Below are 21,989 nucleotides of genomic sequence, written 5' to 3'. Positions count from 1 at the left end.
CTTCGTAAAAAACGAAGTATACGCCTGATAAATACGAATTTTCCTGAAGTGTTTCCGTCCTTAGAATGCCGCCTTGTCTCATCAAAACGACTCACTGGATACCGGCATATGGAATATCTTTTAGAACTGGCTACAAGCCCCACGGCGTGGATTGCCCTGGCGACCCTGGTTGTCATGGAAATCGTGCTGGGTATCGACAACCTGATTTTCATCTCGATCCTGACCAACAAATTGCCGGTGCACCAGCGCACCAGGGCCCGTCGCCTCGGTATCAGCATGGCGCTGATCCTGCGTCTGGGCCTGTTGACCACCGTAGCCTGGATCGTTCAATTGACCGAGCCTGTCATCGACATATTCGGCCAGACGTTCTCCTGGAAGGACATGATCCTGATTGCCGGTGGCCTGTTTCTGGTATGGAAGGCGACGACCGAGATTCATCACAGCATGGACATCAAGACCGAGCAGGAAGCGGCGGTCTCCAAGACTGTGGTCATGGGCATGGCGGCGGCCATTGGTCAGATTCTGATGCTGGACCTGGTGTTTTCCATCGACAGCATCGTTACCGCGGTTGGAATGACCGAGCATTTGCCGATCATGGTCATCGCCGTGATTGCCGCTGTGATCGTGATGTTGGTGGCTTCCGAGCCGTTGGCCAGGTTCATCAATGACAACCCGACGGTGGTCATGCTGGCGCTGGGCTTTCTGATCATGATCGGCATGACATTGATTGCCGAAGGCTTCGGTGCCCACGTGCCGAAGGGTTATGTCTATACGGCGATGGCGTTCTCGGCCCTGATTGAAGTCCTGAACATGCTGGCCCGCCGGGCCAGACAGCGAAAGCTGGACACAGAAGCGCAAGGACAGAAGAGCTGACAGGTTTGTGCAGATGAAAACGGTCGGGGGTGGGAACGCCATCACCGACCGTTTTGCTATCTACTGCGTGTAGGTAAAAAGGGGTTGCGTCAGTGCGCGGTGGCATGACGATGTTTGCGTTGGGTCACCGGCGCAGGTTTAGCCGCTTCGGCGTTGCGATAATGCGGATTATGGCGACGAGAAATGCGCATCACTCCCCATAACATGGCGCCGGCAACGGTCAGCCAGGCAGCAATCAACATCACAATGGTCATTCCGAGGCTCATGTCTTCCTCCGGCTCTAGACTTTTCGTTCTCTTGATAACGGACAGTCTAGTACGCCGGTTGTTGCCGGAAATTGACCGATGGTAGCAATCCTGCGACCGATTTGTTCTATCCAGGGCTAACCACTGCGCATTGAGGCTATACCCCGGACGTCGACAGTTCTATGATCGCCATCCAGCCCGGGTTACGGGCTGCCCGGCACCCGACAAGTGAGTGAAGAATGTCTCGATCGCAAGTTCCTGCAACCAAATGGACGTGGTTGGCGCTGGCAACGGCGCTGGCGCTGGCAGGGTGTGCGGACCCGCACGCCTACAAGCCCGGTTACCCCCCGGAATACAAGCGCCTGCCGGATCGGGTCGAAATCAACTCGGTGCCGTTTTTCCGCGGCAACGCTTATCAGAGCGGTCCATTCGCGCTGGCCAGCATGTTGACTGTGCACGGCGTGCAGACCACGCCAGGGCTGCTGGAAAAGCCGCTGAAACTGCCAGGCGAGGAAGACAAACTCGACCAGAACATGGCGAACCTGGCCCGAGAATACGGCTTTGTGGTGTATCCGGTCGATCATCAATTTCCTGACCTTTTGGCCCAGGTATCCGCAGGTTACCCGGTGCTGGTCCGATTCAATGACGGTTCTTTGTGGTGGAAAGAGCAGCGTTACGGCGTGCTCGTCGGTTTCAACCAGAACAGGCGCAGCGTGCTGATCTATACCGGTCTTGGGCGTTTGACGGTGAGTTTTGAAGAGTTCACCTCGGACTGGAACAGCGCCGGCAATTGGGCATTGCTGGTGCAAAGCCCACGGCAACTCCCCTCGCCGGTCGATCGCGAGCGCTGGCTCAAGTCCGCCAACGACCTCGCCCAGGCTGGCCAGGAACAGGCCGCAGGCGAGGCGGTGAAGGCGCTTAATAACGCGCGTTGAGTGAAGTGATGCTGGAGTCGATCTGGTATCACTATCGAGGTGAGCTACGCGCGTTTTCTGAGCCAGAGCCAAGGAGCGCGCTTGTCCGCGATTGCGGTGCGCCAGCGCCGAAACCCTCGCCTGACCCCCACAATCGCGAGCGCGCTCCAACAAATAAGCGTCGCCCTACGATTTGTGATCCGAGCGCGGTGCCCTGTGGGAGAGCCAATTCATTCACGATGTTCCCGCTTGGGCACCATCAAAGCCCCAACCTATCCCGCAAGCTGTAGTACCACGCGCCCAGCGCCGTCAGCGGGGTGCGCAGCAATTGGCCGCCGGGAAACGGGTAGTGCGGCAGTCCGGCGAAGGCATCGAATCGCTCGGCCTGTCCACGCAGTGCTTCGGCCAGTACCTTGCCCGCCAGATGGGTGTAGGTCACCCCGTGGCCACTGCAGCCTTGGGAGTAATAGATGTTGTCGCCCAACCGGCCGACTTGCGGCAGGCGTGACAGGGTCAGCAGGAAATTGCCGGTCCAGGCGTAGTCGATCTTCACATCCTTCAATTGCGGGAACGCCTTGAGCAACTTTGGCCGGATGATCGCCTCGATATTCGCAGGATCCCGCGCCCCATAGACCACTCCACCCCCGAAGATCAAACGCCTGTCGCCGGAAAGACGGTAGTAATCCAACAGGTAGTTGCAGTCTTCGACGCAGTAGTCCTGCGGCAGCAAGGTGCGGGCGAGCTGTTCGCTGAGCGGCTCGGTGGTGATCACTTGTGTACCGCATGGCATCGACTTGGCCGCCAGTTCCGGCACCAGATTGCCGAGATACGCGTTGCCGGCGACGATGATGAACTTCGCCCGTACCTTGCCTTGCGCGGTGTGCACCACGGGGCTCGCACCGCGCTCGATTCTGATTGCTGCGGACTGCTCGTAGATCACACCCCCCAGCGATTCCACTGCAGCCGCTTCGCCGAGCGCCAGATTCAACGGATGAATATGGCCGCCGCTCATGTCGAGCATGCCACCTATGTACTGATCGCAGGCCACTACTTCGCGAATGCGGCGCTGATCCATCAGTTCCAGCTGCGTATGGCCGTAGCGTTCCCAGAGTTTGTGTTGCGACTCGAGATGGCCCATCTGTTTAGGCGTCAATGCGGCGAAGACACCACCATCCTTGAGGTCGCACTGAATCTGGTATTTGGCCACCCGTTCGCGGATGATACGGGCGCCCTCGAAGGCCATCTGGCCCATCAATTGCGCCTGTTGGGGGCCTACCGTGCGCTCGATGACGTCGATGTCGCGGCTATAGCTGTTGACGATCTGCCCGCCATTGCGCCCCGACGCGCCGAAGCCGACCTTTGCAGCTTCCAGCACTGTGACCTTGAAGCCGTTTTCCAGCAGAAACAGGGCGCTCGACAGTCCGGTATAGCCGGCACCGATGATGCACACATCGGTCTCCACCTCGCCTTGCAGCGCCGGGCGGGCGGGGGCGGGATTCGCGGAGGCGGCGTAGTAAGACTGTGGGTATGCGGTGTTCGTCATCCTGCTGGCCCTGTTTAATATATTTTACGAGTGGGCCGATCCTACCTGAGATAAAACGCCGCCACCAGCCGAATCGAGACTCTGAGTGTCTTAGATATGTGCCACTCAAAGGTGCGTCACATAAAAAGCCCAGAACATTCAGTGAGTTATAAAAACAATCCATTGACAGACTGTTGAATATCCGTAGAATGCCGACCCCACAGCAGGCACGTAGCTCAGTTGGTTAGAGCACCACCTTGACATGGTGGGGGTCGTTGGTTCGAGTCCAATCGCGCCTACCAGTTGTAAGCCTCGTAATACGCGGGCTCGAGAAGGGCGATCAGAAATGGTCGCCCTTTTTTTTGCAAAACTTTTGCAAAACCTTTGCAAAACACCCACCTATCCCTGGCTCATCGTAGGGTGACCACTGATCAGATCGCAGTGCAAAATCCTTGCTGGTTGATGGTGTCCAATTGCCCTAATTCGTAATGTCGGGTAGCCTCGCGCGCATCATGATCTTCGGCTTTACTAATGCATGAAACCGGGATCTTCCACCTGATTCATAGGGATTTGAAAATAGATGTACATTTCCAAAAACTACGGTTTTTCGTTCTCGACAGAGAAGAGCGATATTGACCTTGTGGATTTTTTAGCATCGTTGGTCGGTGTAGAGATACAATTCAAGGTCAAGTCTGGAAATGTTAGAAAGTTTATGTTCGATAGCGATTCGCATTATTTTTATGGTGTTGTTATAACCATGAAGAACCAAAGAAGCTTTGCGTCGCTGGTCGATGAAAAAGGTGTGCTGAAGGTAAAAATTTCTGATCTTGCTGATCTTGAAAAAATTGCCGAATTCAATTTTTTTGTGATTAATAAGCTTAATGGCTTTGGGCTTTATCAGTATCATTATGGAGCTTGCACACTTCCAAATTTTGGAGAGATGTTAAAAGGCCGATATCGTCGTCACTTGGAAGAAAAGCGGGAGAAAGCCTTGGGCACGCTGGGTGAGAATCCATCAAAAAAGCAATTGCAGGCGATCAATTCGCGTTTTTTTCACGGCCTCCATTTCGATATGCTAGTTCAGTCGCGTGACGTAGAAACTGTGCTCTCGGCGTATCGTGAGATTCGCTCGTTCAAATACGAAGTCGCCTCTGTCGAAGCTTCATTGAGTGCTGACTCTCCGTTTCAGGGAATGGTCACCAAAGCCAAGCATGAGGTGCGTTTCGATACCAGCGTTGATTCGTCTTTGATCATCGAAGGTATCAAAAGCATGATCTCCACCGTTAAGGACCGAACGGCGAAAATTGAAGTGGTGAATGACCTTGACGAGTCTGCTTTCTTAAAAATTATGGATGTTCCGGTCAATTTCGGAGAGATGAGCTACTCAGATTTTATGAAAGGTTTGAGCACTTTTGAACCACACAATTTGACTTCATGCGTTTTATTCAAGTCGCTTACTGATAAATGCGAGAAGGAGTATGCCCATGTCTTCAGTAAGAAGGTTTCCTAGCAGTATGAAGGAGCGATGGGTTATCCCTGTTTCTCTTTTTATCACCGTCTTGCTTTATGTAGCTATTGTTATGGTTGTCAGTGAGCCTAAAACATTAGCTGACTTCATCTGGCTTCCGGCCGGTAGCACCAAGGTAATTTACGATTTTTATGCTTCCAATCTTCGTGGGAGTATGTTTACTGGTTTTCTTGCTCTTGGTGGATTCCTTATGTCTGCCAAGACCTTTATTATCGTTAACATGAAAAAGGAAGTTTACGATTCAGATAAGTACAAGCGAGATTGGCTGGACGGCCTCAAATTAAATGGAGCGGATAAGTATAAAACTTTGTTTTCACCACTTCGTAGGCTAAGCAATATTATTTTCTACACCATTGCTTCTTGCTTTGTTGCGTCGATATCACAATTAACTCTCGGGTTGTTTAAATCGATTCCTACTATAATTATCTGCTTTTTCTTGGTAGTCGTGGCGGTGTCGTTTCTTATGCTGTCTCTGTTTTTGATCAAGAAAAACCTTGCGATTATGTTTGCCCACTTGGACGAAGCCAGCGTTGAAAAACTAGAGCAGGATCGAAAGGGGACGCTATAGAAGCTTCACCGGGCCTTTTTAGAGTGCCAGTCCGGCACCGACCTCGACGTATTCGATCTCCTTGGCCTTGTGCCCCTCCTGGTATTCCTTCGTCATCTTCTCGTCTGCATGCCCCATCAGAGCCTGAACATATTCTGTCGGAAATTTCTGTTGTTCGTACAGCCAAGCACCCAATGCGCGAAGCTCGTGGAAAGTAGGGCGCTCTTCTGAAGGCAAATAATCGTAGGCGTGCGCGGCATCGCGAGCGATCCTGAAACACTTGGTCAGATAATCGGGTGTGATGCACGTCCAATGTTCTTTGGCCTCTACCTGTTCTTTGCGCCGTGCTCTGGGCTGGTAGTGAATAAGGTATGGCGACAATATCGTTGACTTCATGCACTCTAGCACTACTTGCCGCATCGCTTTTCCCATCACTATCTTCAAGTGGATGGGCGTGTCGTATCCTTCGGTTTTACCTGGTGAAACTTTGATGGTGTTGTTTTCCAGGTCAACGGCAGACTTTTGCCAAGTCACGATATCTTCGCGGCGCTGAAGGCTGAGCAATCCGAGTCTGATAGTTCGCTTTAACCAGTCTGGAGTCGTACTGGCGGCAATCATCTTCTGCACGCCTTCCATCGTGTGGCGCTGCCGCTTTTTCTCTTCTTCCTTCTTGAGCAGCGTCATGTTCGCAATGTTCCGCTCAGCCATGCCTTTCGCGACGGCAAACTTGTAGACGTTCACCAGCAGGGCGCGGTGTTTCGTGTAAGCGTTGTTGGAGAATTGATCGAGGTATTCGGCAATTACCTGGACGTCGGCCTGCCCAACCAACAGGTCGCCCAGGTCGGTACGATAGCGCTCGAGCTTGTAGCCGATTTCCTCTAGCGTGCTGTCGGCGTATTTGCGATCCGGCAGCCATTCCTTTTCGAATCGGTCAATAAGGTGCCGCATGTTCGGCAGCTTGTCGCCGGTGATCATCGCGAGCATTTCACCGTCGCCGGCCATCAGCGGGGCCAACTTGGCGTTCGCAGCCTTGGCCATCTTGACAGCTTCCTCTAGTGGGCGGTTGATGCTCGTCATCTTCCCCGTGATCGGGTTCTTGTAGCGCCAGTATTGCCCATTGGCGTACAGGTTCGGCGGCAGCTTCCGGTTAACCGGTCTACGTGGGCGCGGCGACATCTCAGCCAACGTCCATCATTTGCGCGAGCAGCGGATCATCCGAGCCTGTGATGGCCGCCTGCAGGTCAACGAAGTACATCCCGCCTTTTACCTCTCCCACGACTTCCCCGTCCTCGATCCATTTCTTCAACTGCTGCAGGCTCGGTTTTCCGCCAGCGTAGCGCAGCTTTCGATATTCGCCTGCCTCCATGAGCCGTGGCAACCGGGCTGTAATTTGTGCAATGACTTTGGCCATGGCGCCTCCCTCAGTCCTGACTCTTCAGATTTTGTGCATGCAGCGAAGCTGACGCGTCACGGCTTCGGGTCGCATTCCGCTTCTTCAAGCACGCCTTGCAGCGGTCGTAGCTGCCGATGGCGAACATGGGCGCCCTGTCGCTGGTGATCGCCTCAGTACCGCAGAGCGACTTCCAGGTGCGGTAACGTCCGCCTGGTCCGATAGCGTCGGCGGACGTCTGGACGAAGTAGTGCGCCTTGGATTTCGTAAAGCACGGCTTGGCCCATCCCTCGACCTGCTCGAGCTTGACGTCGGTGATCTGGATACCGCGCGCGGCTAACTCCTCGAACCTGCCAGCGCGCTGCATGTCGATGACTTCTTGCATGTCGATCATGGTTTGTGCACCTCGATCTTCCGGTCCACCACGCGAGTGCTGCCGTCCGGGCCATGCACCGTCAGCGAAGCGCTCTTACGGGCCATGGTGCCGTCGGGCTGCTGGTAGTAGGTCGGCATCCCGTAGAACGGACCACCGGGAGCGAACGGGTCAGGCAGGGCGCCAGGCTTATCAAGCAGTAGCTGCATGAACTGCTTCTGAAAAGCGTTAAACAGCGGGCCATTCTTCCAATCCGGCTGCTTTCTTCCCGATCTTGTGTTGGCGCTATCCTCCAGTCCGGCAACCCATGCAATGCCCGACAGCGTCGAGCGCGCTTCGCAGGCATATTCTGCCGCTTCAGCACGGTGGACCGGGTTCACGGCCAGAACGTCAAGAATGGTCTCCATGCCATAAACGGACGTCAGGTAATCATCAGCTCTGAGCATCCAGTCTGCGATGGCGAGGAAGTTCTTGTGGCGACCAGCGCGGCGCTTTTCCTGATCCGCCTTCAACTCGTCAAGCTTCACCTTGGTGAATGGAAGGCCTGCCGTGGCTGTGTCGATCTCGGCGTCGAAGTATTCGCGATCATGGTCGGCCTCGGCGCAAAGGTGGCGGGCGGCGCGGCGGGCTATGATCAACGAGATCAGCGGATCGTTGTTTCCACGGTTGCTCAATTCGAACAGGCGTCGTGAGTGCTCAGGCTTCATTCGCATGGCTGGCCTCCTGAGAGTGGTCAACGGTGACCTCGATCTTCCAGCTGTGCTTGTAGCCAGTGCTTGTGTTCTCCGAGCTGAGGTAGCCGCGGCAGCGCACATTGCTGCTTTCGAGGCTGAACCCGTTCTGCTTGGCCAGCAGCTCACACAGTGCGGCTGTAATCTCGTTTTCAGGCACGGTCGCGCTGTAGGTGGTGACGTTGGTTCGGGTGGCTTGGGACTTCATTGCTGCTCACCTCCCAGCTCCTTGATCACCGAGTCGATACCCGCCGCATAGCTGCCCGGCCGGTTCTGCGCTGCACCTGCAAGCCGCTCGATCACGACCTTGAGCGGCGAAGCCCGAAGTGACTTCACCATGTCGATCGCCCAAGCCCGGCCTTCCAGGAACATGAAGTGGTTGATCGGCCCATCGACGACCACCTCAAGGCTGCGTGGAGGCGCAGGCGTGGGGATGTTGATTTTTGCGACCCTCGATGTAGGCCGTTTTGTGGCTTGGCCAGCCAACCGCTGCCGGGCGTGCTCAAGCGCTTGTTCTGCAAGACTACTCATCGTCGCTCTCTCCAGATTCAGCAGAGGCGCGCAGGCGAAGTTTGATCCCGCAGGCGTTGGCCAGCCGCATCAACTCGCCAACTGTGGTGGTGTCTTCCTGGAGTGCTTGACCAAACCGAATGAGGCGGTCGCCAAGCTTCTGAAACTCAGATTTGAGGTGCATCTGCGATCCGTTGGTGATCATGCTCATAGCTGGAACACCTCCTCATGCTGGCGCGGGGCAGGAGTGCTCGCCGGATTTGCCCCGGGCTGGGACCGATCTGGCGCCGGGTTCGGCTGGCGCAGTTGCGAGTCAGGCAAGCAGATGATCGACCGTCCGTTGAGAATCCAGCAAGTCGCATCGCGCACGCTGTCGTGTTGAACGTCGATGAATTTGTGATCGGTCTGATCGGCGTGGGCGAGGCTGGCCAAGCTGCACAGAACCAGAAGGGCGAGGGTGGAAAGACTGTTTCCACCCTTGGTGACAGGTAGCTCAACTTGAGCCAGCTGTCCCAACCGACTTGTCAGTTGGGTGAGCGGAATCAGCCTACCCTTTCGGAATAGTGGGACAAGTTGTCCCACTTTGGTTTCGGAACAAATTGTTCCGATATTCGCCGGGATCAGTCCGCGCATGGTTCGGTCTCCCCATGCTTCGCCAGCAGCCGATCCAAACGCATGCCATTGTCAATCTCGGCGTCCAGCTCTGATCCATCGAAGTAATTGTCACCGCGTACCACCATCAGATCGTTGTCGGCGTCCTCGATGCAGGTCCGGTCGCGCAACCAGCGATATCGGCGAGCGTCCGCGGCCATCTGGATGTGCTCATCCATGTCGAACGCACGCACGAACGCTGGTCGACCTTTGTTTCCCATGTACTTCAGGGCGTCGGTGATGTCCGAATACTTCAGTTCACCCTCGACCACCACGTGACGAAGCGCGACCGAAAGGAAATCCAGCACCTGAGCATCGGTCCAGCCTGCTGCATGGGCCTTGCTGCGAGTGAGAGCCTCCTCGGCCAAGGTCACCTGGCTCTCCAACTGTTCGGCGCGCTCCATCACATCGCCTTCGCTCGCTCCAGCGATGACACCAAGCGAGCGGCCTACGCCAACTGGCATACCCAGCTTCGCGTACTGCTGAAGGTCGGCGATGGTGTAGCCCGCGTGCGGCCGCAACACCAGAGTGATTTTCTCAGTCGATTGCATGGGACACCTCTTTGTCTGCGGCAGCCTTGACCAGCGCATCCAGCAGCAGCTCTTGGCGTTGTTGACCGTCGAGGTACTGTTCAATCGCTACGATGATCAAGCTGTTCATGCTGCGATGCGTTTCGTTCGCGGCGGCGTCCACCCTGTCGCGCAGGCCATCGGGCAGCCTGATCACAAACTTGTCGGCGTTTCTTGAGTCGGTCATTTGAGTTTTCTCCAGGCAAGCCTGTGGCGTGCCGCGATATATGGCTTTCGCAAAAGTTGGTGGAATGGGTCAGGCTTCGCTGAGCACCGGACAACGCCCTCGATAAAGGCGCTCGCCGCTGCCTTGGCAGTCAGGCGAGGAGCACGCCTTGTTGATTTTGATCATGGTCGTGGTGTTGTGGGTCAGGTGTTGCCGTAGATACAAAGCTGATCAGGCCACGACGAAAAGCTTCGGCGACTAAAGCTGATCGGCTTGATACTCCGAGCTTGAAGAAAAGGCGTTCGATAGTCTTTTTTACGGTGCTAGGTGCGCAGTCCATAACCCGCGCAATTTCCTTGTTTGCGAGACCTGTACAGATAGCTAACGCGGCGCGAAGCTCCTGCAGTGCAAGTAGGCCTGTTGTCGCTTGAAGCTTGCCGAAGGTGATAGTCGTTACGTTCATTCTCAGCTCCCTGTGTGTGAGAAGATTTAAGCGCACTTAAGTTTTGCGGTCAAGCGCGCTAAATAAAATAATTCAGCCTGCTTGATCTTGAGTTTTTGCCAGGCACAAAAAAGCCCGCACATAGCGGGCCTCATTCATCCTTCGCAGTACTCACGCCACCCGACCCTGAAGGATTCACCTTCGAGCCTCTCGACGCGAATTCCGTTGGTGTTGGCCATATCAATCAACAGTCGGCGCCAATCCACCGGATTCTCGTTCGGTAGCCTTGAGATGATTACAAATTGGAGTTTTTGCACCTTGGGGTCGTCGATGATTTGCTTAATGCGGTGGCCGATCTGCTCGTAGGTGCGCGGCTTGGCCTGGGTGACATCTGGCTGATGAAGCATTGTGAACCTCCATTTTCTACTGCTGTATATATATACAGTAGTAACGGCGTAGGAGGTTGGCAAGTGGCTCGTAGGACGGCTACGATCGAACATGTGGGCAAGGCCTCTGACTGGCACCCGAGCACAAAAAGGCCCGCTCAGTGGCGGGCCTGAAAAGTTGCAATAAGTATGGTTATGCTGCCATGGCGTCGATAAGATGGTTGGTCCCAGTGTAGATGAGGACCTCTGCAGCATCAGTTAATGCAGTAGCAGCCTTGCGATTATCGTCTTCATCGCCTGGCTCAAGAATCACCTTGCGTATAGCCCCGGAGTGAGCGTTTTTGATATCCAGCATCTTGCCGACTGCTCGATATACGAGACTCCAATCAACCTTTCCATTTTTTGTTGGGATGGTCTGGATGACGGTCGACTCTTCCCCTTCATCCACGATGGCAAACGGTAGGGTCAGCTGATGGCCGCTCGCGCCGATGATATGGAAGTCGGTTTTCAGACGGGCATGGTAAGCCCCCCGCAAAGCGGTCTCGATCACCCGATCAAATCTGGAGATTGGTGAAGGCCGAAGCTTGTTGCACGCAAATCCAACATGCTCAGCAGCTTCAACGAAGCGCGCAAGATAGAAGGCTAGTTGGTCCTGGGTGCAGGTCTTGAAAATCTCGCCGCCATCGGACAACTCAAGACCGCTCATCTCCACCAGCTCCGCCATCTTTCGGCCTTTCGCGGCGGTAGGCTTCAAGCCGTGCGTTATGGCTGAAAAAAGCGTATCAGCATTGTCACTAATCCGCATATTGCCGTTGCCGAGATCTTGGACGTATGCGCCAATGAGGTTTCCGTCGAAAGCCAATGTCAGTGGCGATTCAAGGTAGTAAACGCTGTCGCTAACGGGCTTGCACTTAAAGCCAAGCTGGCTGCTAATCATTGTGCAATTCATCGGTATAGGTCCATTTGGCCGGCCTCGGGAAGCTCTATTCTTGGGGCTCCAGTAATGTTGGCTTTGAGCAAGAATAGCTCCCATAGCGCTTGAACAGTAGTGCTGTTCAGCGGTTCGGCATATCCATAGCTGCTTTCAGGAATTGGGATATGCAAGTGGGGGAAATCCACCGCCAACTGATAGAAGGGCAGCCCTGCACCAATCTTATTCAGGTGAGCGCCTTGCCCATTGTCGTCTATCGAGACTACGCGCGCCTTGTTGACCACAAATGTAATGGACAGCGTGTCACGCACGCCGGGCACCAGGTTCTTCTTGAAATACAGCTCAACAAACCAATCTTCGGCAAATTTAGTCTGTTCGTCGTTCAGAGCCAGCGGGCTTCGGAAGCTGAAAGGCGCCGGAAACCGCTTCGTTGATGACGTCTTCCAGTCAAAGACTAAACCCTTTGGCCAGAGCTTTAAGGCTGAGATGGCAAGCACCGCATCGTCGTAAGGAATTGTTTTCTGTTGCGCCATCCGCCACAGCTCCATGCATTCGGTTGGCCGCGGTCGGCGGCGTTAGGCTTGAGCTACATCCCTAGCGGTCTAAAGCTGGGTTCGCCGTCACAAAATGACGCGGATAACTCAGAACTTCATCAAGGCCCGGACCACCACGCCAATTATCCGGCAGTCATCCGCAACCACTTCGATCGGGTAAGCAGGATTCAGCGGCTTCAGGAATCGCCGACCTCCATCGTCCACCAATTTCTTAAACGTGGCCTCGTTGCTGTCGCCGAGCTTCGCGACTACAAGCTTGCCTGAATGAGCGTCAGCTTCTGTATCGACCAAGATCAGAGTTCCTTCAGGGACACTCTGACCCACTGCCGAAGTCATTGAATCGCCCTTGACCTCCAGCCAGAACGCAGGGCCTTTCGAATCGTACTCCGACATCTCGTAGCGATCCGAGAAGCCAGGCGGGTAGGGCTCGACAGCTTCCGCCCAGGCACCTGCAGCGACCCAGGAAATTACCGGGTACCGGAACATCATGTTTGGCTGGCCCACATCTTTCACGTTGGTATCTTGCTCCGGTTCCCGCTCCGGCCCTTCACCCATCGCGAGCCATTCAGCACGAAAGCCCGTGGCCTTGGCCAGTGCATAGATACTTTCTGGTCGGAGATTTTTACTTTCGCCGGTAACCCACTGCGTTACCGCCGAGGCAGACACATTGCATTCCCGGGCGATTTCGACTTTCTTTTTGCCGCTAGCCTTAATGGCTTTGACAATTCGTTCATATCTAGTCATAGGCAAATGTTAAGCAACCTTTCCTTTAGCATGCAGTGTGCTAAAAAAGATCCTTGCGGCAAAATCTTAAGTCTGCTTAAATTTCCTCTATGCCCAGAGGAACGCTTAATGAAGACCACCCAGGCTGTTTCACATTTCGGTAGCAAGAAGAAACTTGCCGATGCGCTGGATATCTCCCCCAGCGCGGTGACGCTTTGGGGGGAAGTGATTCCGCGTCTGCGTCAGTTTCAAATTCAAATGCTGACCGGTGGGGCCCTTGCTGCCGAGGTGACAGCTCCCCCAAATCTGAATCAATCATCCAACAATGCTCTGGCCTGCACATCTGGGCCTGATGGCGCTGTGCTTCCATCCAGTGTTTCGGACGTGCTCGCATGAGAGCCAGAAACACCTCACAGTATTTGCTGTCCGGCTAAATCGCGCGCAGCAAAAAGGCCCCCATTCGGGAGCCTTTTAATCCAGTCCCCTGGCAGGGACTTTCTTTGAATCTTCGTCTAGTGAGGACGATATCGTGCAACCAAAAAATACCACCGCACCACCACCAACGCAAGAGCGGCAAAAAATTGCGTATGGGTCAGCTCTTGGCAACGCCTCTGTCGGAATGGGCGAGACTGACCTGGGATGTTTCTTCTCGCCCATGTTCCTGCGCGTTGTAGTCCTCCAAAACGTGCAGGTGTGCTTCAGGAGCGACCCGCTGTTTGAAAAAGCATTGGCGGTGGAGCTGCTGGAGCTGCTGGCGCCGCACTTTCCAAGCTCTCAGTTCCGCATCACTCAAACGGGAGGCATCACCTGCGAGCCCGCTGAGTTCGCAAAGCTGGTGGAAGACCACGTCAGCCGGATAACCCAGTCCCGTGACGCTGAGCAGCCGGGTTTGGCGTATCTGGCGTCCAGCGGTTCCGCGCCACAAAACGCGACCTCGGACAATAGTGGCGCAATCGGGGGTGACCAATGACCGCTCCCAAACCAGTTCTGATCAAACTTGCCGATGAGGCTGAATTCCAGTTGGAGGTGGCCAGAAACCACCTCGAATGGGTCTCTGCCATCGCTCGCGCCATCGCTCGCGACGCGCAGTTCGGCGGTCACGACATCAAGGCCTTGTCGCAACTCGCGAAACACCTCGATGACACCGGCATGACAAATGTCGACTTCGCCATCGATAACTTTCGGAAGATTTTGGCTGAAGGCGCGGAGGTGTCGTCATGAAAACCTCTATTCCTCGCTCTCCACGCCCGCCACGCAAGATTCGACCTGGATATCAGGCTGCACACCTTCACGGCTCGTTCAACCATGGGATTTTACACCCGGCACCCCAAGCCGTCGTTGCTGACTTTTTGAGCCGTGTTGCTGCAACTGAGGACAGTACAGAAAGACTCGCTTGGGCGCAGCGTGCTATCGGCGCCCTTATGGCGTTCACCGCGATAAACGTAGGTGGCTGCGGTACTGCTTTTTTCCACAAGGACGTTTTCGCCCGTCTTGCCGCGCTTACCGGCGAGACACCAGATCAGTTGGTGCTGATGGCAGGAGTGGTGCGATGAATTTGACCTCATTCAACTTTAACGGCACCGACATTCGCGTGATCACGGACGAGCAGGGCGAGCCGTGGTTCGTGGCAAAGGACGTTGCAGACCTGTTGGAGTACGCCGACACCGATCAGGCGGTTCGCACCCATTGCAAAGCCCCCAAAACCTACCCCGTCGAAATGACGGGGCAGGTCCGGCATATCAAGGTCATCCCCGAGCGCGACGTTTACCGCCTGGTCATGCGTTCAAAGATGCCCGCCGCCGAAGCATTCGAAGAATGGGTTGTGGGCGATGTGTTGCCGACGATCCGCAAGACGGGCAGCTACCAGCGGCCAATGACACCCGGTGAGCAACTGCTGGCTAATGCCCAGGCCGTGATCACCATCGAACGACAGCAGGCTGAACAGCAGGTAGCGCTGGAGCGTATCGAAACCCGAGTGGCCAACGTCGAGCAAGTCCGTTACCTCGACTCAAGGCCGGCCGGTTTCGAGTCGATGACCACGATCCGCGAGCGCATCAATCTTCGCCACGGCATTCCGCCCTGGGTAATCAACGCCGTGATGCGCGATATCCCCGGCGCGCCGCTACCGTTCGCCATGGTGCGCAGCAATCACGCCGATGACGGCGCGCAGCCCTATGCCATCTGGCCAACGGCCGACATCACTCGACGCTTCGACAAGTTCATCACCGAATGCACCTTTGTGACCGCCGAGCGCGCTACCCATCCTGACATTCAGCAAGGCCGGTTCAAGCTGGGCCGGAGAAAGATTCTATGAACAACGTTGCGAATTTTACCCCGCCGATTGTGGAAGTTATCGACGAAGAAAATTTTGAGAAATATGCCGATGCGGCGTTGCTGCTCAAATGCTTCGAGGTCGTCAAGGACACATTGGATGTGATCAACGAGCCCGAGTACAGCATCGAGAAGGAAGACGACACTCATATCGATCTGATCCGGGCGTTCTACGCCCTCAAGGTGCTGTTCAAGCGTAAGACAGGGCACGACGCCAAGCAGGTCGCGCAGGAACACTGGGAGGCTATGGGGCGATATCTGTTAGAAGGCGCGCCACTGCCTGATCAGCACATCCCGGTCGTAACGGTGCCCGTTTCGCCGCTTCCACCTGCTTCCTTCGATGGGCTGACAACCCAGCAACTGGCCTGCGCGGCTTTCAACTACAGCGACAAGGTGCGCGAAGCCCTCATGGATCATTCGCCGCAGGCGTTGGCTATGTCACAAGCGCGGGTCACTGCAATCGATGCCTCAGCCGCCCTGCGCAAACTGGTGCTGCGTCTTTCGGGCGGATCAGTGGCGGCGCTTGGCGCGAAGATCGCGCGTCAGCCAGGGGAGACCCTGCAATGAGCATGGACCTGATGGTCAAAGCCATGAAAACGAAGGTCGGTCATCCACTGCGCAAGCTGGTCCTCATCAAGCTGGCCGATAACGCGAGTGATCAGGGTGAGTGCTGGCCTTCCTATCAGCACATCGCGGATCAGTGCGAGATCAGCCGGTCAACGGTCAAGGTGCACATTCGGGAGCTTGAGCAGGCCGGTTTGCTTCGTCGCGAGTTTCGTCGCAAGGGCGAAGTGAATCAGTCAAATGTGTTCCACCTCACTCTTGATGGTGGGGTGGGAGGCGACCGGGGTGGGGCGGAACCTGCCCTACCTGGGGCGGAATTTGCCCGAGGGGGTGGGGCGGAATCTGCCCCCAGAACCAGTCACTCTTCTGAACCAGTCAAGGAACCTAAACCTACGGGCAAATCAGACTCACCTGAAGGGTTCGCAGTGTTCTGGAAGTTGTACCCACGCAAGGTCCAAAAGGCCAAAGCAGAAGCTGCATGGAAGAAACTCAACGTGACGCCCGATCTGCTCACTGTCATCACTGCTGCGCTTGCGCGCCAAGCCACCAGTATCGACTGGTTGAAAAGCAATGGGCAGTTCATCCCTCATCCGACCACCTGGCTCAACGGCAGGCGCTGGGAGGACGAGGTTAAAGCCAACAACTCGGCGCCCTCACGACACACCGGCTTTGACCAGATCGACTACGAGGAAGGTCTCGTGCTCGGCGCAGATGGACAATACCGAATCGCGGGGAATCTCTGATGAGCATTCGACACAGCATCGAGACTACGCTGCGTGAGTGCGTGGACCATGGCCAGTTCAACGACTCGCTTGTTGAGCAGTTCGGCGCAGAGCCTGACTGGTATGGCTGCCCACGCTGCAACTTCGACAAGCGCCATTCCAGCGATTCTGTCATTCGCGCGGTGGGCGTGACGGTCCATCGTGATCGTCTGACGAACGAGCGTCTGCTCGATGCCGGTATCCCGTTGCGCTTCCAAAGCTGCTCGCTCGACACCTGGGCGGCGGGCGACAGTCAGGACAAGCTCCGCGCCTGGCACATGGCGACCGGTTACGTTGACGCCTTCAGCGAGAACTTCGGTGTGGGCCGCTCGGTGATGCTGCTTGGTCAAGTTGGCACCGGCAAGACTCACCTGGCCACCGGCATCCTGCAGCAGGTCATTCGCAACTTCGGCTCGCAAGGGCTGATTGGCCGCTACACGACGGCGGGAGGGATCATTCGCTCGGTGAAGGACACGTTTGGCAACCGCGACCGATCAGAGTCTGCGGTCTATGCCGAACTCGTCTCTCCACATCTGCTGGTGATCGATGAGATCGGTGTTCAGCACGGGACTGACTTCGAGCGCACGGTGCTGTTCGAGGTCATCAACGGCCGGTATGAGCAGCGCAAGCCCACCATCATCGTGAGCAACCTCGGCATGACTGATCTGCGCCAGTGCCTGGGCGATCGTGCTGTGGATCGGCTGCGCGAAGGCGGCTTGGCTGTGCTGTTCCGTTGGGCGTCGGCACGAGGTGATGCATGAGTCGCGAACTGTTCAACGTGGACGCTGAGCACGGTCTCCTGGGCGCCATCTTCATCGACCCCAACCTGCTGGATGAAATCAGCTCGAAAGTCAGCGTCTCCGATTTTCACGAAATCGAGAATGCGGCGCTGTTCCGGGCCATCCTTGACTGCCACGAAGCTGGCGATCCTGTGGACGTGGTGATGGTGAGCGAGCACCACCAGTTCCTGCCCAGCGGCGACAGCATGCTTGCCTTCGCCGCCAGGATTCAGCAGAACGCGCAGGGCACCTCGAGCTGGAAGACCTATGCCCGCGTGATCCGTGAGCGCGCCGTGTTGCGCAAGGTCGTCGAGACCGCCCACTCGATCAGTCAGTCGGCCAACGACGATCTGCCAGTGGCTGAAATCATCGCGCGCGGGCAGCAAGCCATGGCGGACCTGCGTGACCTCGACGATGGTGAGCCGGACTACCACAAGGTCAGCGACATCCTCACGACGGTGATCGATACCATCGACGCCAAGTTCACCCAGACGGCACCAAAGGGGTTGACCACCAGCATTCCAGACCTGGACAAGCTGATCCGCGGACTTCGCCCAGGCAACATGGTGGTGGTCGCAGGCCCGCCAGCATCGGGCAAGACAATCCTCGGCGTGCAGATGGCCCAGCACGTCACCTGTGATCGCGCTGGAGCCGGTTTGATCTTCAGCTTGGAGATGACCAAGGAAGAATTGGTAACACGCAACATAGCCTCTCTGGGGAGCGTGGACCTGACTCGGCTCGACGAGGGGCACACGCTCCAAGACGAGGATTGGCCGAAGATCACCGGCGCCGTCAACAAGCTGCACAAGTCCCGGTTGTACATCAGCGATCAAGTGGGAATGACCGTGGCGCGTATCCGCTCAATCGCCCGCCAATGCCAGCGCCGTGAAGGGCTGGATGTGATCGTCGTCGATTACATCACCTTGATCGCAGGGGAGGGCGGGCAGAACCGTACGCTGGAGGTCGGCAAGATTTCCACTGCGCTGAAGAACCTCGCCAAGGAGTTGAAGGTGCCGGTGATCGTGCTGGCGCAGCTCAACCGTGGACCAACGAATCGTCCAGGCAAGCGCCCGCGCCCGAGCGACATCCGCGACAGCGGGCAGATCGAGCAAGACGCCGACGTGGTGATCCTGGTCCATCGCGACATGGAAAGCGAGGAAGGGAAGAACGGCGTCACAGAATTGATCGTCGGCAAGTGCCGCCATGGCAAGCAGGGCACCTGTCTCGTCCAGCAGCAGGGCAAGTTCGTGCGTTTCGTGCCATTCGGTGGCAAGCCGCCCTCTGACGAAGAGGTCGAGATGGGCAGAGTGCTGAAATTCACCGGTCGTTCGAAGGGGAGACCAGACCATGAAACTTTCTGATCTGTGGCCACGTTCCACATCATCAACCGTGACGCCCAAGCGTGACGCTGGCATGACGGTAACCGTTACAAAGCGTGCCGGTGCTGCTGACAAACGCCCAACGCCAAATGGCCCGCGCGAACTTCCGCCGACGCTTCCTGAGTGCGAACTGTTGGAAGAAGAACTGTGCCGCGACGCTATTCGTCTGGAGTGCCAAATCGGCGTTGCGGAGGGCTTGGCCAAGTCTGACGGGCGCTACGCCGACCCGACCTGGTATCACCGGGCCAAGGCGGCGCTCAAGCACATCCAGCGCGATCGCCAACGGCTGATGGTTCACATGAAGCAACTGCGCATCGAGGCGCGTCGCAAAGATCCGCATTGGCAGAGCCGGGACCAGATGCTGATTTGTGCGTTGCGAGAAGAATTGCCCTATGGCCGCTTTGACCAGATCGTCGAAGAGGTCGAGATGAACATCGAAGCGGGGATCGGGCGATGAGTAATGTGACTGCGGCACAGCCGCGCAAAGCCATGAGCGACATCGAATGCCAATTTCTCAAGATCGCCGGCGAGGAGTTGGCCAAGGTCAAGATGGGCGGGCCGGCGGCGCTGGCCACACTGCTGACCATCATCGCCAGTTGGCATTCCAGCCGGTTGCAGATCGGCTTCCACGACTACGGGCAGCGCTGGCTACTGGAAGGGAACGCCAAAAACATTGTCGCCGACCGGTTGCTCCGCGACCTGTTCGGCTTGAGTGACCCAGATCCGAGGAAGGCGGCATGAAGAAACGAACCTACACCGACAAGCCGTTGGGCGACACCGAATACCTGCTGGAGCAATGGGGCTGGTGGCGGATGGATGGGATGGGCGTCCCCCGCTATGTCTCTCCATTGCATGCATTGATCCGTGACAACACGCCTGGAGAGGGTGGGGTCAAGGAATATGTGATCACGGATGAGTTGGCATTAGCAGTAGACGCGGCTGTATCGCGACTGACAAAGCGCGACCAACAGATGGGCGACATCCTCTGGCTGTACTTTGGAGCGAAGTGGCCCGCCCTCAGAGTTGCTCGGGAATTCAAGATCGGAGAGCCGAAATTCAGGGAGTTGATGAAGGCGGGAGTGGCATGGGTGGATAGCGCGCTGGAGAGTTTGCGGGAAGCTGCATAAAAGTTCTTTACGCGTGTATAAACACCTGTTTTCATGGCACGGTGTTCAACGCATTCAGCGCGACACCCAGATAATCAGACCCCAGCCATAGCGCTGGGGTTTTTATTGGCGGTGGTCTTTTGACTTTCCCTTGATATCGATATAATCGTGCAGTATCCATCATCAAGAAGGGAATCTTATGCAGTCGTTTTTTGCTAAAACCTTCGGAGCACTGAGCGGGCCGGTGTATCTGAGGCACTTTTTGTTCGGTGCTGTCATCGCAGCACTGCTGATTACTGTGTCGCTCAGCGGTAAACACGCAGCGAATTATGGCTTCATCGCATTCGCAGTGATCAACACCGTGCTGTACCCGTACGCGAGGTTTGTCTACGAGAGCGTGGTCAGCTACATCGTTGGCAACAACCAGTTCTACTTCAACGCTGTCACTTTCGTTATCGCAAAGTACCTCACGATTGTGATTTGCTGGGCTTTCGCAATCTTCGTCGCTCCAATTGGGTTGATCTATTTGTTCGTCCGTAACAGCAAGCGTCCAACGATGTGAGACTCTGAGGAAGCGCGGCCTCTGCGTTGGGCTTTTTGTTTGCTCGCACTGAATTCTTTTGCCATGATCAAAGTCCATTTTCGCAGGCAGCCCATGAACCCATGCCCAGCTGGAAAGGACTGTGAAAGTGGATCAAGCCCGGTCTAGAGCCGGGCTTTTTATTTGCTCAGACTAAATTCTTTCGTCATTATCAAGGTCCACTGCCGCAGGTCGCTCACAAGCCCTGTGTATTCGGAAAGGATTTCCGACAGTGGATCAACCCGGCCTAGTGTCGGGTTTTTTATGCCCGAATTTTGCGCATGCGGCAGATACAGCAAGGGTTCGCTCAGCGAATCAAGGCGAAAGCCCCGGCTCCTTGCTCTGCGGGTGCAGATTGGCGTTTGGGTTGGGACTGGACGGTTAAAGCAGGTCGCCTAGAAAAAAGACTCATGTATCAAACAGTAATGCTACGCTTTTCTCCTTACATCTAAATTTAAGGAGATGCATGATGGGTAAGCGTTTGGCAGCCGAGTTTTTCGGCACATTTTGGCTCGTATTGGGTGGGTGTGGCAGCGCGGTTCTTGCTGCCGCATTCCCAGAACTTGGCATTGGTTTCGCTGGCGTCGCATTGGCATTTGGTCTGACCGTGTTAACCATGGCTTACGCTTTTGGCCATATCTCGGGTTGTCACTTCAACCCAGCCGTTACCATAGGTCTTCTTGCCGGTGGACGAATTAGTGCGAAGGATGTTGTTCCCTACGTTGTAACTCAGGTTGTCGGCGCTATTGCTGCGGGTGCTGTTCTGTACCTGATTGCCAGCGGCAAGGCTGGCTTCGACGTCACTGCTGGATTTGCTACCAATGGTTATGGTGAGCATTCTCCAGGTGGATTCTCCCTATTGTCGGCGGTAGTCACGGAGTTTGTGCTGACGGCCTTTTTCTTATTGGTCATACTGGGCGTCACCGATAAGAGGGCTCTACCAGGCTTCGCCCCCCTAGCCATTGGTTTAGCGTTGACATTGATTCACTTGATCAGCATTCCTGTGACCAATACTTCGGTAAATCCGGCCCGCAGTACAGGTGTAGCCATTTTTCAAGGAGGTTGGGCGTTGTCGCAGCTCTGGATGTTCTGGGTTGTGCCTCTGCTTGGCGGCGCGGCTGGTGGCTTGATTTATCGGTATTTGCTGGAAGACGACCGTTAAGTGATCATCTGGGACGGGTTCCTAAATCCCAGCTTTCCTGATTCACACGTGATGTCCTGTTTCGGCAGGCCATCCGGGTTGATCTCCGAATGACTTGATTACCGTATCGTCACGAGTCGTTTTTTCACGCCTTGTTGGCAATACCTGCTATGCCTTACATATCGCTCTTCTTCATCCCAGCCATTAACAGATGTGAATCGCCCCTGGTTTCATAGACACCTCCAAGCCTCATAATGAGGCCCAAATAGGAGGTGCCATGAGTCGTCAGCGTT

The 21,989-nt window shown here is 55.7% G+C and carries 35 protein-coding genes and 1 tRNA gene; 19 read left to right on the top strand and 17 right to left on the bottom strand.

Annotated features, from left to right (window positions below):
- Positions 1 to 108 precede the first annotated feature (108 nt).
- Positions 109 to 873 carry a TerC family protein gene (locus CE491_RS17235; protein WP_110949538.1) on the top strand — a complete coding sequence of 255 codons (765 nt, stop codon included), beginning with the start codon at positions 109 to 111 and terminating at the stop codon, positions 871 to 873.
- 89 nt (positions 874 to 962) lie between these two features.
- On the opposite strand, the gene CE491_RS30300 is transcribed toward CE491_RS17235, so the two are convergent.
- Positions 963 to 1,139, bottom strand: coding sequence for a hypothetical protein (locus CE491_RS30300; RefSeq protein ID WP_199885148.1), 177 nt, complete (start codon positions 1,137 to 1,139; stop codon positions 963 to 965).
- A 218-nt stretch (positions 1,140 to 1,357) separates the two neighbouring features.
- On the opposite strand from CE491_RS30300, the gene CE491_RS17230 reads away from it, so the two are divergent.
- A complete protein-coding gene (locus CE491_RS17230) occupies positions 1,358 to 2,053 on the top strand; it encodes a cysteine peptidase family C39 domain-containing protein (protein WP_110949537.1) in 696 nt (231 codons plus the stop codon).
- 238 nt (positions 2,054 to 2,291) lie between these two features.
- Here the strand turns inward: CE491_RS17230 and CE491_RS17225 are convergent, their stop codons facing one another.
- A complete protein-coding gene (locus CE491_RS17225) occupies positions 2,292 to 3,575 on the bottom strand; it encodes an NAD(P)/FAD-dependent oxidoreductase (RefSeq protein ID WP_110949536.1) in 1,284 nt (427 codons plus the stop codon).
- 204 nt (positions 3,576 to 3,779) lie between these two features.
- Between CE491_RS17225 and CE491_RS17220 the strand changes: the two genes are divergently transcribed.
- The 3 genes from CE491_RS17220 (at position 3,780) to CE491_RS17210 (ending at position 5,650) form a co-directional block, all read left to right on the top strand.
- Positions 3,780 to 3,856 (top strand) — tRNA-Val (locus tag CE491_RS17220).
- A 278-nt stretch (positions 3,857 to 4,134) separates the two neighbouring features.
- Entirely contained in the window at positions 4,135 to 5,064 is a 930-nt protein-coding gene (locus tag CE491_RS17215; protein ID WP_110949535.1) for a hypothetical protein, read from the top strand.
- Positions 5,039 to 5,650: a hypothetical protein gene (locus CE491_RS17210; protein WP_199885147.1), complete on the top strand. Its 612-nt coding sequence runs from the start codon at positions 5,039 to 5,041 to the stop codon at positions 5,648 to 5,650. The genes CE491_RS17215 and CE491_RS17210 overlap by 26 nt, the downstream gene beginning before the upstream one ends.
- Before the next feature lie 18 nt (positions 5,651 to 5,668).
- Here CE491_RS17210 and CE491_RS17205 read toward each other — a convergent pair whose 3' ends face one another.
- The 15 genes from CE491_RS17205 to CE491_RS17135 form a co-directional block, all read right to left on the bottom strand.
- Positions 5,669 to 6,805, bottom strand: coding sequence for a tyrosine-type recombinase/integrase (locus CE491_RS17205; protein WP_110949533.1), 1,137 nt, complete (start codon positions 6,803 to 6,805; stop codon positions 5,669 to 5,671).
- Between the two features lies 1 nt (position 6,806).
- Positions 6,807 to 7,040 (bottom strand): hypothetical protein, encoded by a 234-nt coding sequence (locus tag CE491_RS17200; protein ID WP_110949532.1) that lies wholly within the window; start codon positions 7,038 to 7,040, stop codon positions 6,807 to 6,809.
- Between the two features lie 10 nt (positions 7,041 to 7,050).
- A complete protein-coding gene (locus CE491_RS17195) occupies positions 7,051 to 7,413 on the bottom strand; it encodes a hypothetical protein (protein ID WP_110949531.1) in 363 nt (120 codons plus the stop codon).
- On the bottom strand, positions 7,410 to 8,105 hold the full coding sequence (locus CE491_RS17190) for a hypothetical protein (protein WP_110949530.1): 696 nt from the start codon (positions 8,103 to 8,105) through the stop codon (positions 7,410 to 7,412). The genes CE491_RS17195 and CE491_RS17190 overlap by 4 nt, the downstream gene beginning before the upstream one ends.
- Positions 8,089 to 8,331 (bottom strand): hypothetical protein, encoded by a 243-nt coding sequence (locus tag CE491_RS17185; protein ID WP_110949529.1) that lies wholly within the window; start codon positions 8,329 to 8,331, stop codon positions 8,089 to 8,091. The genes CE491_RS17190 and CE491_RS17185 overlap by 17 nt, the downstream gene beginning before the upstream one ends.
- On the bottom strand, positions 8,328 to 8,654 hold the full coding sequence (locus tag CE491_RS30295; protein ID WP_199885146.1) for a hypothetical protein: 327 nt from the start codon (positions 8,652 to 8,654) through the stop codon (positions 8,328 to 8,330). The genes CE491_RS17185 and CE491_RS30295 overlap by 4 nt, the downstream gene beginning before the upstream one ends.
- Positions 8,647 to 8,844 (bottom strand): hypothetical protein, encoded by a 198-nt coding sequence (locus CE491_RS17175; RefSeq protein WP_110949528.1) that lies wholly within the window; start codon positions 8,842 to 8,844, stop codon positions 8,647 to 8,649. The genes CE491_RS30295 and CE491_RS17175 overlap by 8 nt, the downstream gene beginning before the upstream one ends.
- Positions 8,841 to 9,266, bottom strand: coding sequence for a hypothetical protein (locus CE491_RS17170; protein ID WP_110949527.1), 426 nt, complete (start codon positions 9,264 to 9,266; stop codon positions 8,841 to 8,843). Before CE491_RS17170 ends, CE491_RS17175 begins: the two co-directional genes overlap by 4 nt.
- The gene (locus tag CE491_RS17165; RefSeq protein WP_110949526.1) at positions 9,254 to 9,835 is read right to left on the bottom strand and encodes a hypothetical protein; all 582 of its coding nucleotides are present in this window, start codon (positions 9,833 to 9,835) and stop codon (positions 9,254 to 9,256) included. Before CE491_RS17165 ends, CE491_RS17170 begins: the two co-directional genes overlap by 13 nt.
- Complete coding sequence (locus CE491_RS17160; RefSeq protein ID WP_267894489.1) at positions 9,822 to 10,055, bottom strand: CopG family ribbon-helix-helix protein; 234 nt, start codon at positions 10,053 to 10,055, stop codon at positions 9,822 to 9,824. Before CE491_RS17160 ends, CE491_RS17165 begins: the two co-directional genes overlap by 14 nt.
- Before the next feature lie 115 nt (positions 10,056 to 10,170).
- Entirely contained in the window at positions 10,171 to 10,482 is a 312-nt protein-coding gene (locus CE491_RS30985) for a response regulator transcription factor (protein WP_110949524.1), read from the bottom strand.
- 134 nt (positions 10,483 to 10,616) lie between these two features.
- Positions 10,617 to 10,868, bottom strand: coding sequence for a DUF1654 domain-containing protein (locus tag CE491_RS17150; RefSeq protein ID WP_110949523.1), 252 nt, complete (start codon positions 10,866 to 10,868; stop codon positions 10,617 to 10,619).
- Between the two features lie 172 nt (positions 10,869 to 11,040).
- Positions 11,041 to 11,784, bottom strand: coding sequence for a DUF1828 domain-containing protein (locus tag CE491_RS17145; protein ID WP_199885145.1), 744 nt, complete (start codon positions 11,782 to 11,784; stop codon positions 11,041 to 11,043).
- An 8-nt stretch (positions 11,785 to 11,792) separates the two neighbouring features.
- On the bottom strand, positions 11,793 to 12,311 hold the full coding sequence (locus CE491_RS30290) for a hypothetical protein (protein WP_199885144.1): 519 nt from the start codon (positions 12,309 to 12,311) through the stop codon (positions 11,793 to 11,795).
- A 108-nt stretch (positions 12,312 to 12,419) separates the two neighbouring features.
- Positions 12,420 to 13,076 carry a LexA family protein gene (locus CE491_RS17135; RefSeq protein WP_110949520.1) on the bottom strand — a complete coding sequence of 219 codons (657 nt, stop codon included), beginning with the start codon at positions 13,074 to 13,076 and terminating at the stop codon, positions 12,420 to 12,422.
- A 108-nt stretch (positions 13,077 to 13,184) separates the two neighbouring features.
- Here CE491_RS17135 and CE491_RS31065 point away from each other — a divergent pair, with 108 nt between their 5' ends.
- The 14 genes from CE491_RS31065 (at position 13,185) to aqpZ (ending at position 21,717) form a co-directional block, all read left to right on the top strand.
- On the top strand, positions 13,185 to 13,451 hold the full coding sequence (locus CE491_RS31065) for a Cro/CI family transcriptional regulator (protein WP_110949519.1): 267 nt from the start codon (positions 13,185 to 13,187) through the stop codon (positions 13,449 to 13,451).
- 133 nt (positions 13,452 to 13,584) lie between these two features.
- The gene (locus tag CE491_RS17125; protein WP_199885143.1) at positions 13,585 to 14,025 is read left to right on the top strand and encodes a hypothetical protein; all 441 of its coding nucleotides are present in this window, start codon (positions 13,585 to 13,587) and stop codon (positions 14,023 to 14,025) included.
- Positions 14,022 to 14,276, top strand: coding sequence for a hypothetical protein (locus tag CE491_RS17120; protein WP_110949517.1), 255 nt, complete (start codon positions 14,022 to 14,024; stop codon positions 14,274 to 14,276). Before CE491_RS17125 ends, CE491_RS17120 begins: the two co-directional genes overlap by 4 nt.
- Positions 14,273 to 14,608 (top strand): hypothetical protein, encoded by a 336-nt coding sequence (locus CE491_RS17115; protein WP_110949516.1) that lies wholly within the window; start codon positions 14,273 to 14,275, stop codon positions 14,606 to 14,608. Before CE491_RS17120 ends, CE491_RS17115 begins: the two co-directional genes overlap by 4 nt.
- A complete protein-coding gene (locus tag CE491_RS17110) occupies positions 14,605 to 15,369 on the top strand; it encodes a BRO-N domain-containing protein (protein WP_110949515.1) in 765 nt (254 codons plus the stop codon). The genes CE491_RS17115 and CE491_RS17110 overlap by 4 nt, the downstream gene beginning before the upstream one ends.
- Positions 15,366 to 15,953 (top strand): hypothetical protein, encoded by a 588-nt coding sequence (locus CE491_RS17105; protein ID WP_110949514.1) that lies wholly within the window; start codon positions 15,366 to 15,368, stop codon positions 15,951 to 15,953. The genes CE491_RS17110 and CE491_RS17105 overlap by 4 nt, the downstream gene beginning before the upstream one ends.
- The gene (locus tag CE491_RS17100; RefSeq protein ID WP_110949513.1) at positions 15,950 to 16,693 is read left to right on the top strand and encodes a helix-turn-helix domain-containing protein; all 744 of its coding nucleotides are present in this window, start codon (positions 15,950 to 15,952) and stop codon (positions 16,691 to 16,693) included. Before CE491_RS17105 ends, CE491_RS17100 begins: the two co-directional genes overlap by 4 nt.
- Positions 16,693 to 17,472, top strand: a complete 780-nt coding sequence (locus tag CE491_RS17095; RefSeq protein ID WP_110949512.1) for an ATP-binding protein — start codon at positions 16,693 to 16,695, stop codon at positions 17,470 to 17,472. The genes CE491_RS17100 and CE491_RS17095 overlap by 1 nt, the downstream gene beginning before the upstream one ends.
- Complete coding sequence (locus tag CE491_RS17090; protein ID WP_110949511.1) at positions 17,469 to 18,851, top strand: replicative DNA helicase; 1,383 nt, start codon at positions 17,469 to 17,471, stop codon at positions 18,849 to 18,851. Before CE491_RS17095 ends, CE491_RS17090 begins: the two co-directional genes overlap by 4 nt.
- Positions 18,838 to 19,326: a hypothetical protein gene (locus tag CE491_RS17085; RefSeq protein ID WP_110949510.1), complete on the top strand. Its 489-nt coding sequence runs from the start codon at positions 18,838 to 18,840 to the stop codon at positions 19,324 to 19,326. Before CE491_RS17090 ends, CE491_RS17085 begins: the two co-directional genes overlap by 14 nt.
- Positions 19,323 to 19,610 (top strand): hypothetical protein, encoded by a 288-nt coding sequence (locus CE491_RS17080; RefSeq protein ID WP_110949509.1) that lies wholly within the window; start codon positions 19,323 to 19,325, stop codon positions 19,608 to 19,610. The genes CE491_RS17085 and CE491_RS17080 overlap by 4 nt, the downstream gene beginning before the upstream one ends.
- Positions 19,607 to 19,996, top strand: a complete 390-nt coding sequence (locus tag CE491_RS17075; protein WP_110949508.1) for an antiterminator Q family protein — start codon at positions 19,607 to 19,609, stop codon at positions 19,994 to 19,996. Before CE491_RS17080 ends, CE491_RS17075 begins: the two co-directional genes overlap by 4 nt.
- A gap of 178 nt (positions 19,997 to 20,174) precedes the next feature.
- A complete protein-coding gene (locus tag CE491_RS17070; RefSeq protein WP_110949507.1) occupies positions 20,175 to 20,537 on the top strand; it encodes a hypothetical protein in 363 nt (120 codons plus the stop codon).
- A gap of 487 nt (positions 20,538 to 21,024) precedes the next feature.
- Entirely contained in the window at positions 21,025 to 21,717 is a 693-nt protein-coding gene (gene aqpZ / locus CE491_RS17065) for an aquaporin Z (protein ID WP_110949506.1), read from the top strand.
- The last annotated feature ends 272 nt before the right edge of the window (positions 21,718 to 21,989 follow it).

It is taken from the genome of Pseudomonas bohemica, assembly GCF_002934685.1.
GTDB classification, from domain to species: domain Bacteria; phylum Pseudomonadota; class Gammaproteobacteria; order Pseudomonadales; family Pseudomonadaceae; genus Aquipseudomonas; species Aquipseudomonas bohemica.
Note: the sequence above shows the minus strand (reverse complement) of the source record. Positions and strands in the feature narration are given on the sequence as shown.

Bases quoted from the DNA above. Each gene is read 5' to 3' on its own strand.
- CE491_RS17170 (WP_110949527.1), bottom strand. From the start codon at position 9,266: ATGCGCGGACTGATCCCGGCGAATATCGGAACAATTTGTTCCGAAACC.
- CE491_RS17075 (WP_110949508.1), top strand. From the start codon at position 19,607: ATGAAGAAACGAACCTACACCGACAAGCCGTTGGGCGACACCGAATAC.
- CE491_RS30290 (WP_199885144.1), bottom strand. From the start codon at position 12,311: ATGGCGCAACAGAAAACAATTCCTTACGACGATGCGGTGCTTGCCATC.
- CE491_RS17095 (WP_110949512.1), top strand. From the start codon at position 16,693: ATGAGCATTCGACACAGCATCGAGACTACGCTGCGTGAGTGCGTGGAC.
- CE491_RS17165 (WP_110949526.1), bottom strand. From the start codon at position 9,835: ATGCAATCGACTGAGAAAATCACTCTGGTGTTGCGGCCGCACGCGGGC.
- aqpZ (WP_110949506.1), top strand. From the start codon at position 21,025: ATGGGTAAGCGTTTGGCAGCCGAGTTTTTCGGCACATTTTGGCTCGTA.
- CE491_RS17135 (WP_110949520.1), bottom strand. From the start codon at position 13,076: ATGACTAGATATGAACGAATTGTCAAAGCCATTAAGGCTAGCGGCAAA.
- CE491_RS17225 (WP_110949536.1), bottom strand. From the start codon at position 3,575: ATGACGAACACCGCATACCCACAGTCTTACTACGCCGCCTCCGCGAAT.
- CE491_RS17120 (WP_110949517.1), top strand. From the start codon at position 14,022: ATGACCGCTCCCAAACCAGTTCTGATCAAACTTGCCGATGAGGCTGAA.
- CE491_RS17115 (WP_110949516.1), top strand. From the start codon at position 14,273: ATGAAAACCTCTATTCCTCGCTCTCCACGCCCGCCACGCAAGATTCGA.
- CE491_RS17210 (WP_199885147.1), top strand. From the start codon at position 5,039: ATGTCTTCAGTAAGAAGGTTTCCTAGCAGTATGAAGGAGCGATGGGTT.
- CE491_RS30985 (WP_110949524.1), bottom strand. From the start codon at position 10,482: ATGAACGTAACGACTATCACCTTCGGCAAGCTTCAAGCGACAACAGGC.
- CE491_RS17145 (WP_199885145.1), bottom strand. From the start codon at position 11,784: ATGATTAGCAGCCAGCTTGGCTTTAAGTGCAAGCCCGTTAGCGACAGC.
- CE491_RS17105 (WP_110949514.1), top strand. From the start codon at position 15,366: ATGAACAACGTTGCGAATTTTACCCCGCCGATTGTGGAAGTTATCGAC.
- CE491_RS17215 (WP_110949535.1), top strand. From the start codon at position 4,135: ATGTACATTTCCAAAAACTACGGTTTTTCGTTCTCGACAGAGAAGAGC.
- CE491_RS17190 (WP_110949530.1), bottom strand. From the start codon at position 8,105: ATGCGAATGAAGCCTGAGCACTCACGACGCCTGTTCGAATTGAGCAAC.
- CE491_RS17205 (WP_110949533.1), bottom strand. From the start codon at position 6,805: ATGTCGCCGCGCCCACGTAGACCGGTTAACCGGAAGCTGCCGCCGAAC.
- CE491_RS17185 (WP_110949529.1), bottom strand. From the start codon at position 8,331: ATGAAGTCCCAAGCCACCCGAACCAACGTCACCACCTACAGCGCGACC.
- CE491_RS30295 (WP_199885146.1), bottom strand. From the start codon at position 8,654: ATGAGTAGTCTTGCAGAACAAGCGCTTGAGCACGCCCGGCAGCGGTTG.
- CE491_RS17085 (WP_110949510.1), top strand. From the start codon at position 18,838: ATGAAACTTTCTGATCTGTGGCCACGTTCCACATCATCAACCGTGACG.
- CE491_RS17090 (WP_110949511.1), top strand. From the start codon at position 17,469: ATGAGTCGCGAACTGTTCAACGTGGACGCTGAGCACGGTCTCCTGGGC.
- CE491_RS17070 (WP_110949507.1), top strand. From the start codon at position 20,175: ATGCAGTCGTTTTTTGCTAAAACCTTCGGAGCACTGAGCGGGCCGGTG.
- CE491_RS17200 (WP_110949532.1), bottom strand. From the start codon at position 7,040: ATGGCCAAAGTCATTGCACAAATTACAGCCCGGTTGCCACGGCTCATG.
- CE491_RS17150 (WP_110949523.1), bottom strand. From the start codon at position 10,868: ATGCTTCATCAGCCAGATGTCACCCAGGCCAAGCCGCGCACCTACGAG.
- CE491_RS17195 (WP_110949531.1), bottom strand. From the start codon at position 7,413: ATGATCGACATGCAAGAAGTCATCGACATGCAGCGCGCTGGCAGGTTC.
- CE491_RS17175 (WP_110949528.1), bottom strand. From the start codon at position 8,844: ATGAGCATGATCACCAACGGATCGCAGATGCACCTCAAATCTGAGTTT.
- CE491_RS31065 (WP_110949519.1), top strand. From the start codon at position 13,185: ATGAAGACCACCCAGGCTGTTTCACATTTCGGTAGCAAGAAGAAACTT.
- CE491_RS17235 (WP_110949538.1), top strand. From the start codon at position 109: ATGGAATATCTTTTAGAACTGGCTACAAGCCCCACGGCGTGGATTGCC.
- CE491_RS17230 (WP_110949537.1), top strand. From the start codon at position 1,358: ATGTCTCGATCGCAAGTTCCTGCAACCAAATGGACGTGGTTGGCGCTG.
- CE491_RS17110 (WP_110949515.1), top strand. From the start codon at position 14,605: ATGAATTTGACCTCATTCAACTTTAACGGCACCGACATTCGCGTGATC.
- CE491_RS17080 (WP_110949509.1), top strand. From the start codon at position 19,323: ATGAGTAATGTGACTGCGGCACAGCCGCGCAAAGCCATGAGCGACATC.
- CE491_RS30300 (WP_199885148.1), bottom strand. From the start codon at position 1,139: ATGAGCCTCGGAATGACCATTGTGATGTTGATTGCTGCCTGGCTGACC.
- CE491_RS17100 (WP_110949513.1), top strand. From the start codon at position 15,950: ATGAGCATGGACCTGATGGTCAAAGCCATGAAAACGAAGGTCGGTCAT.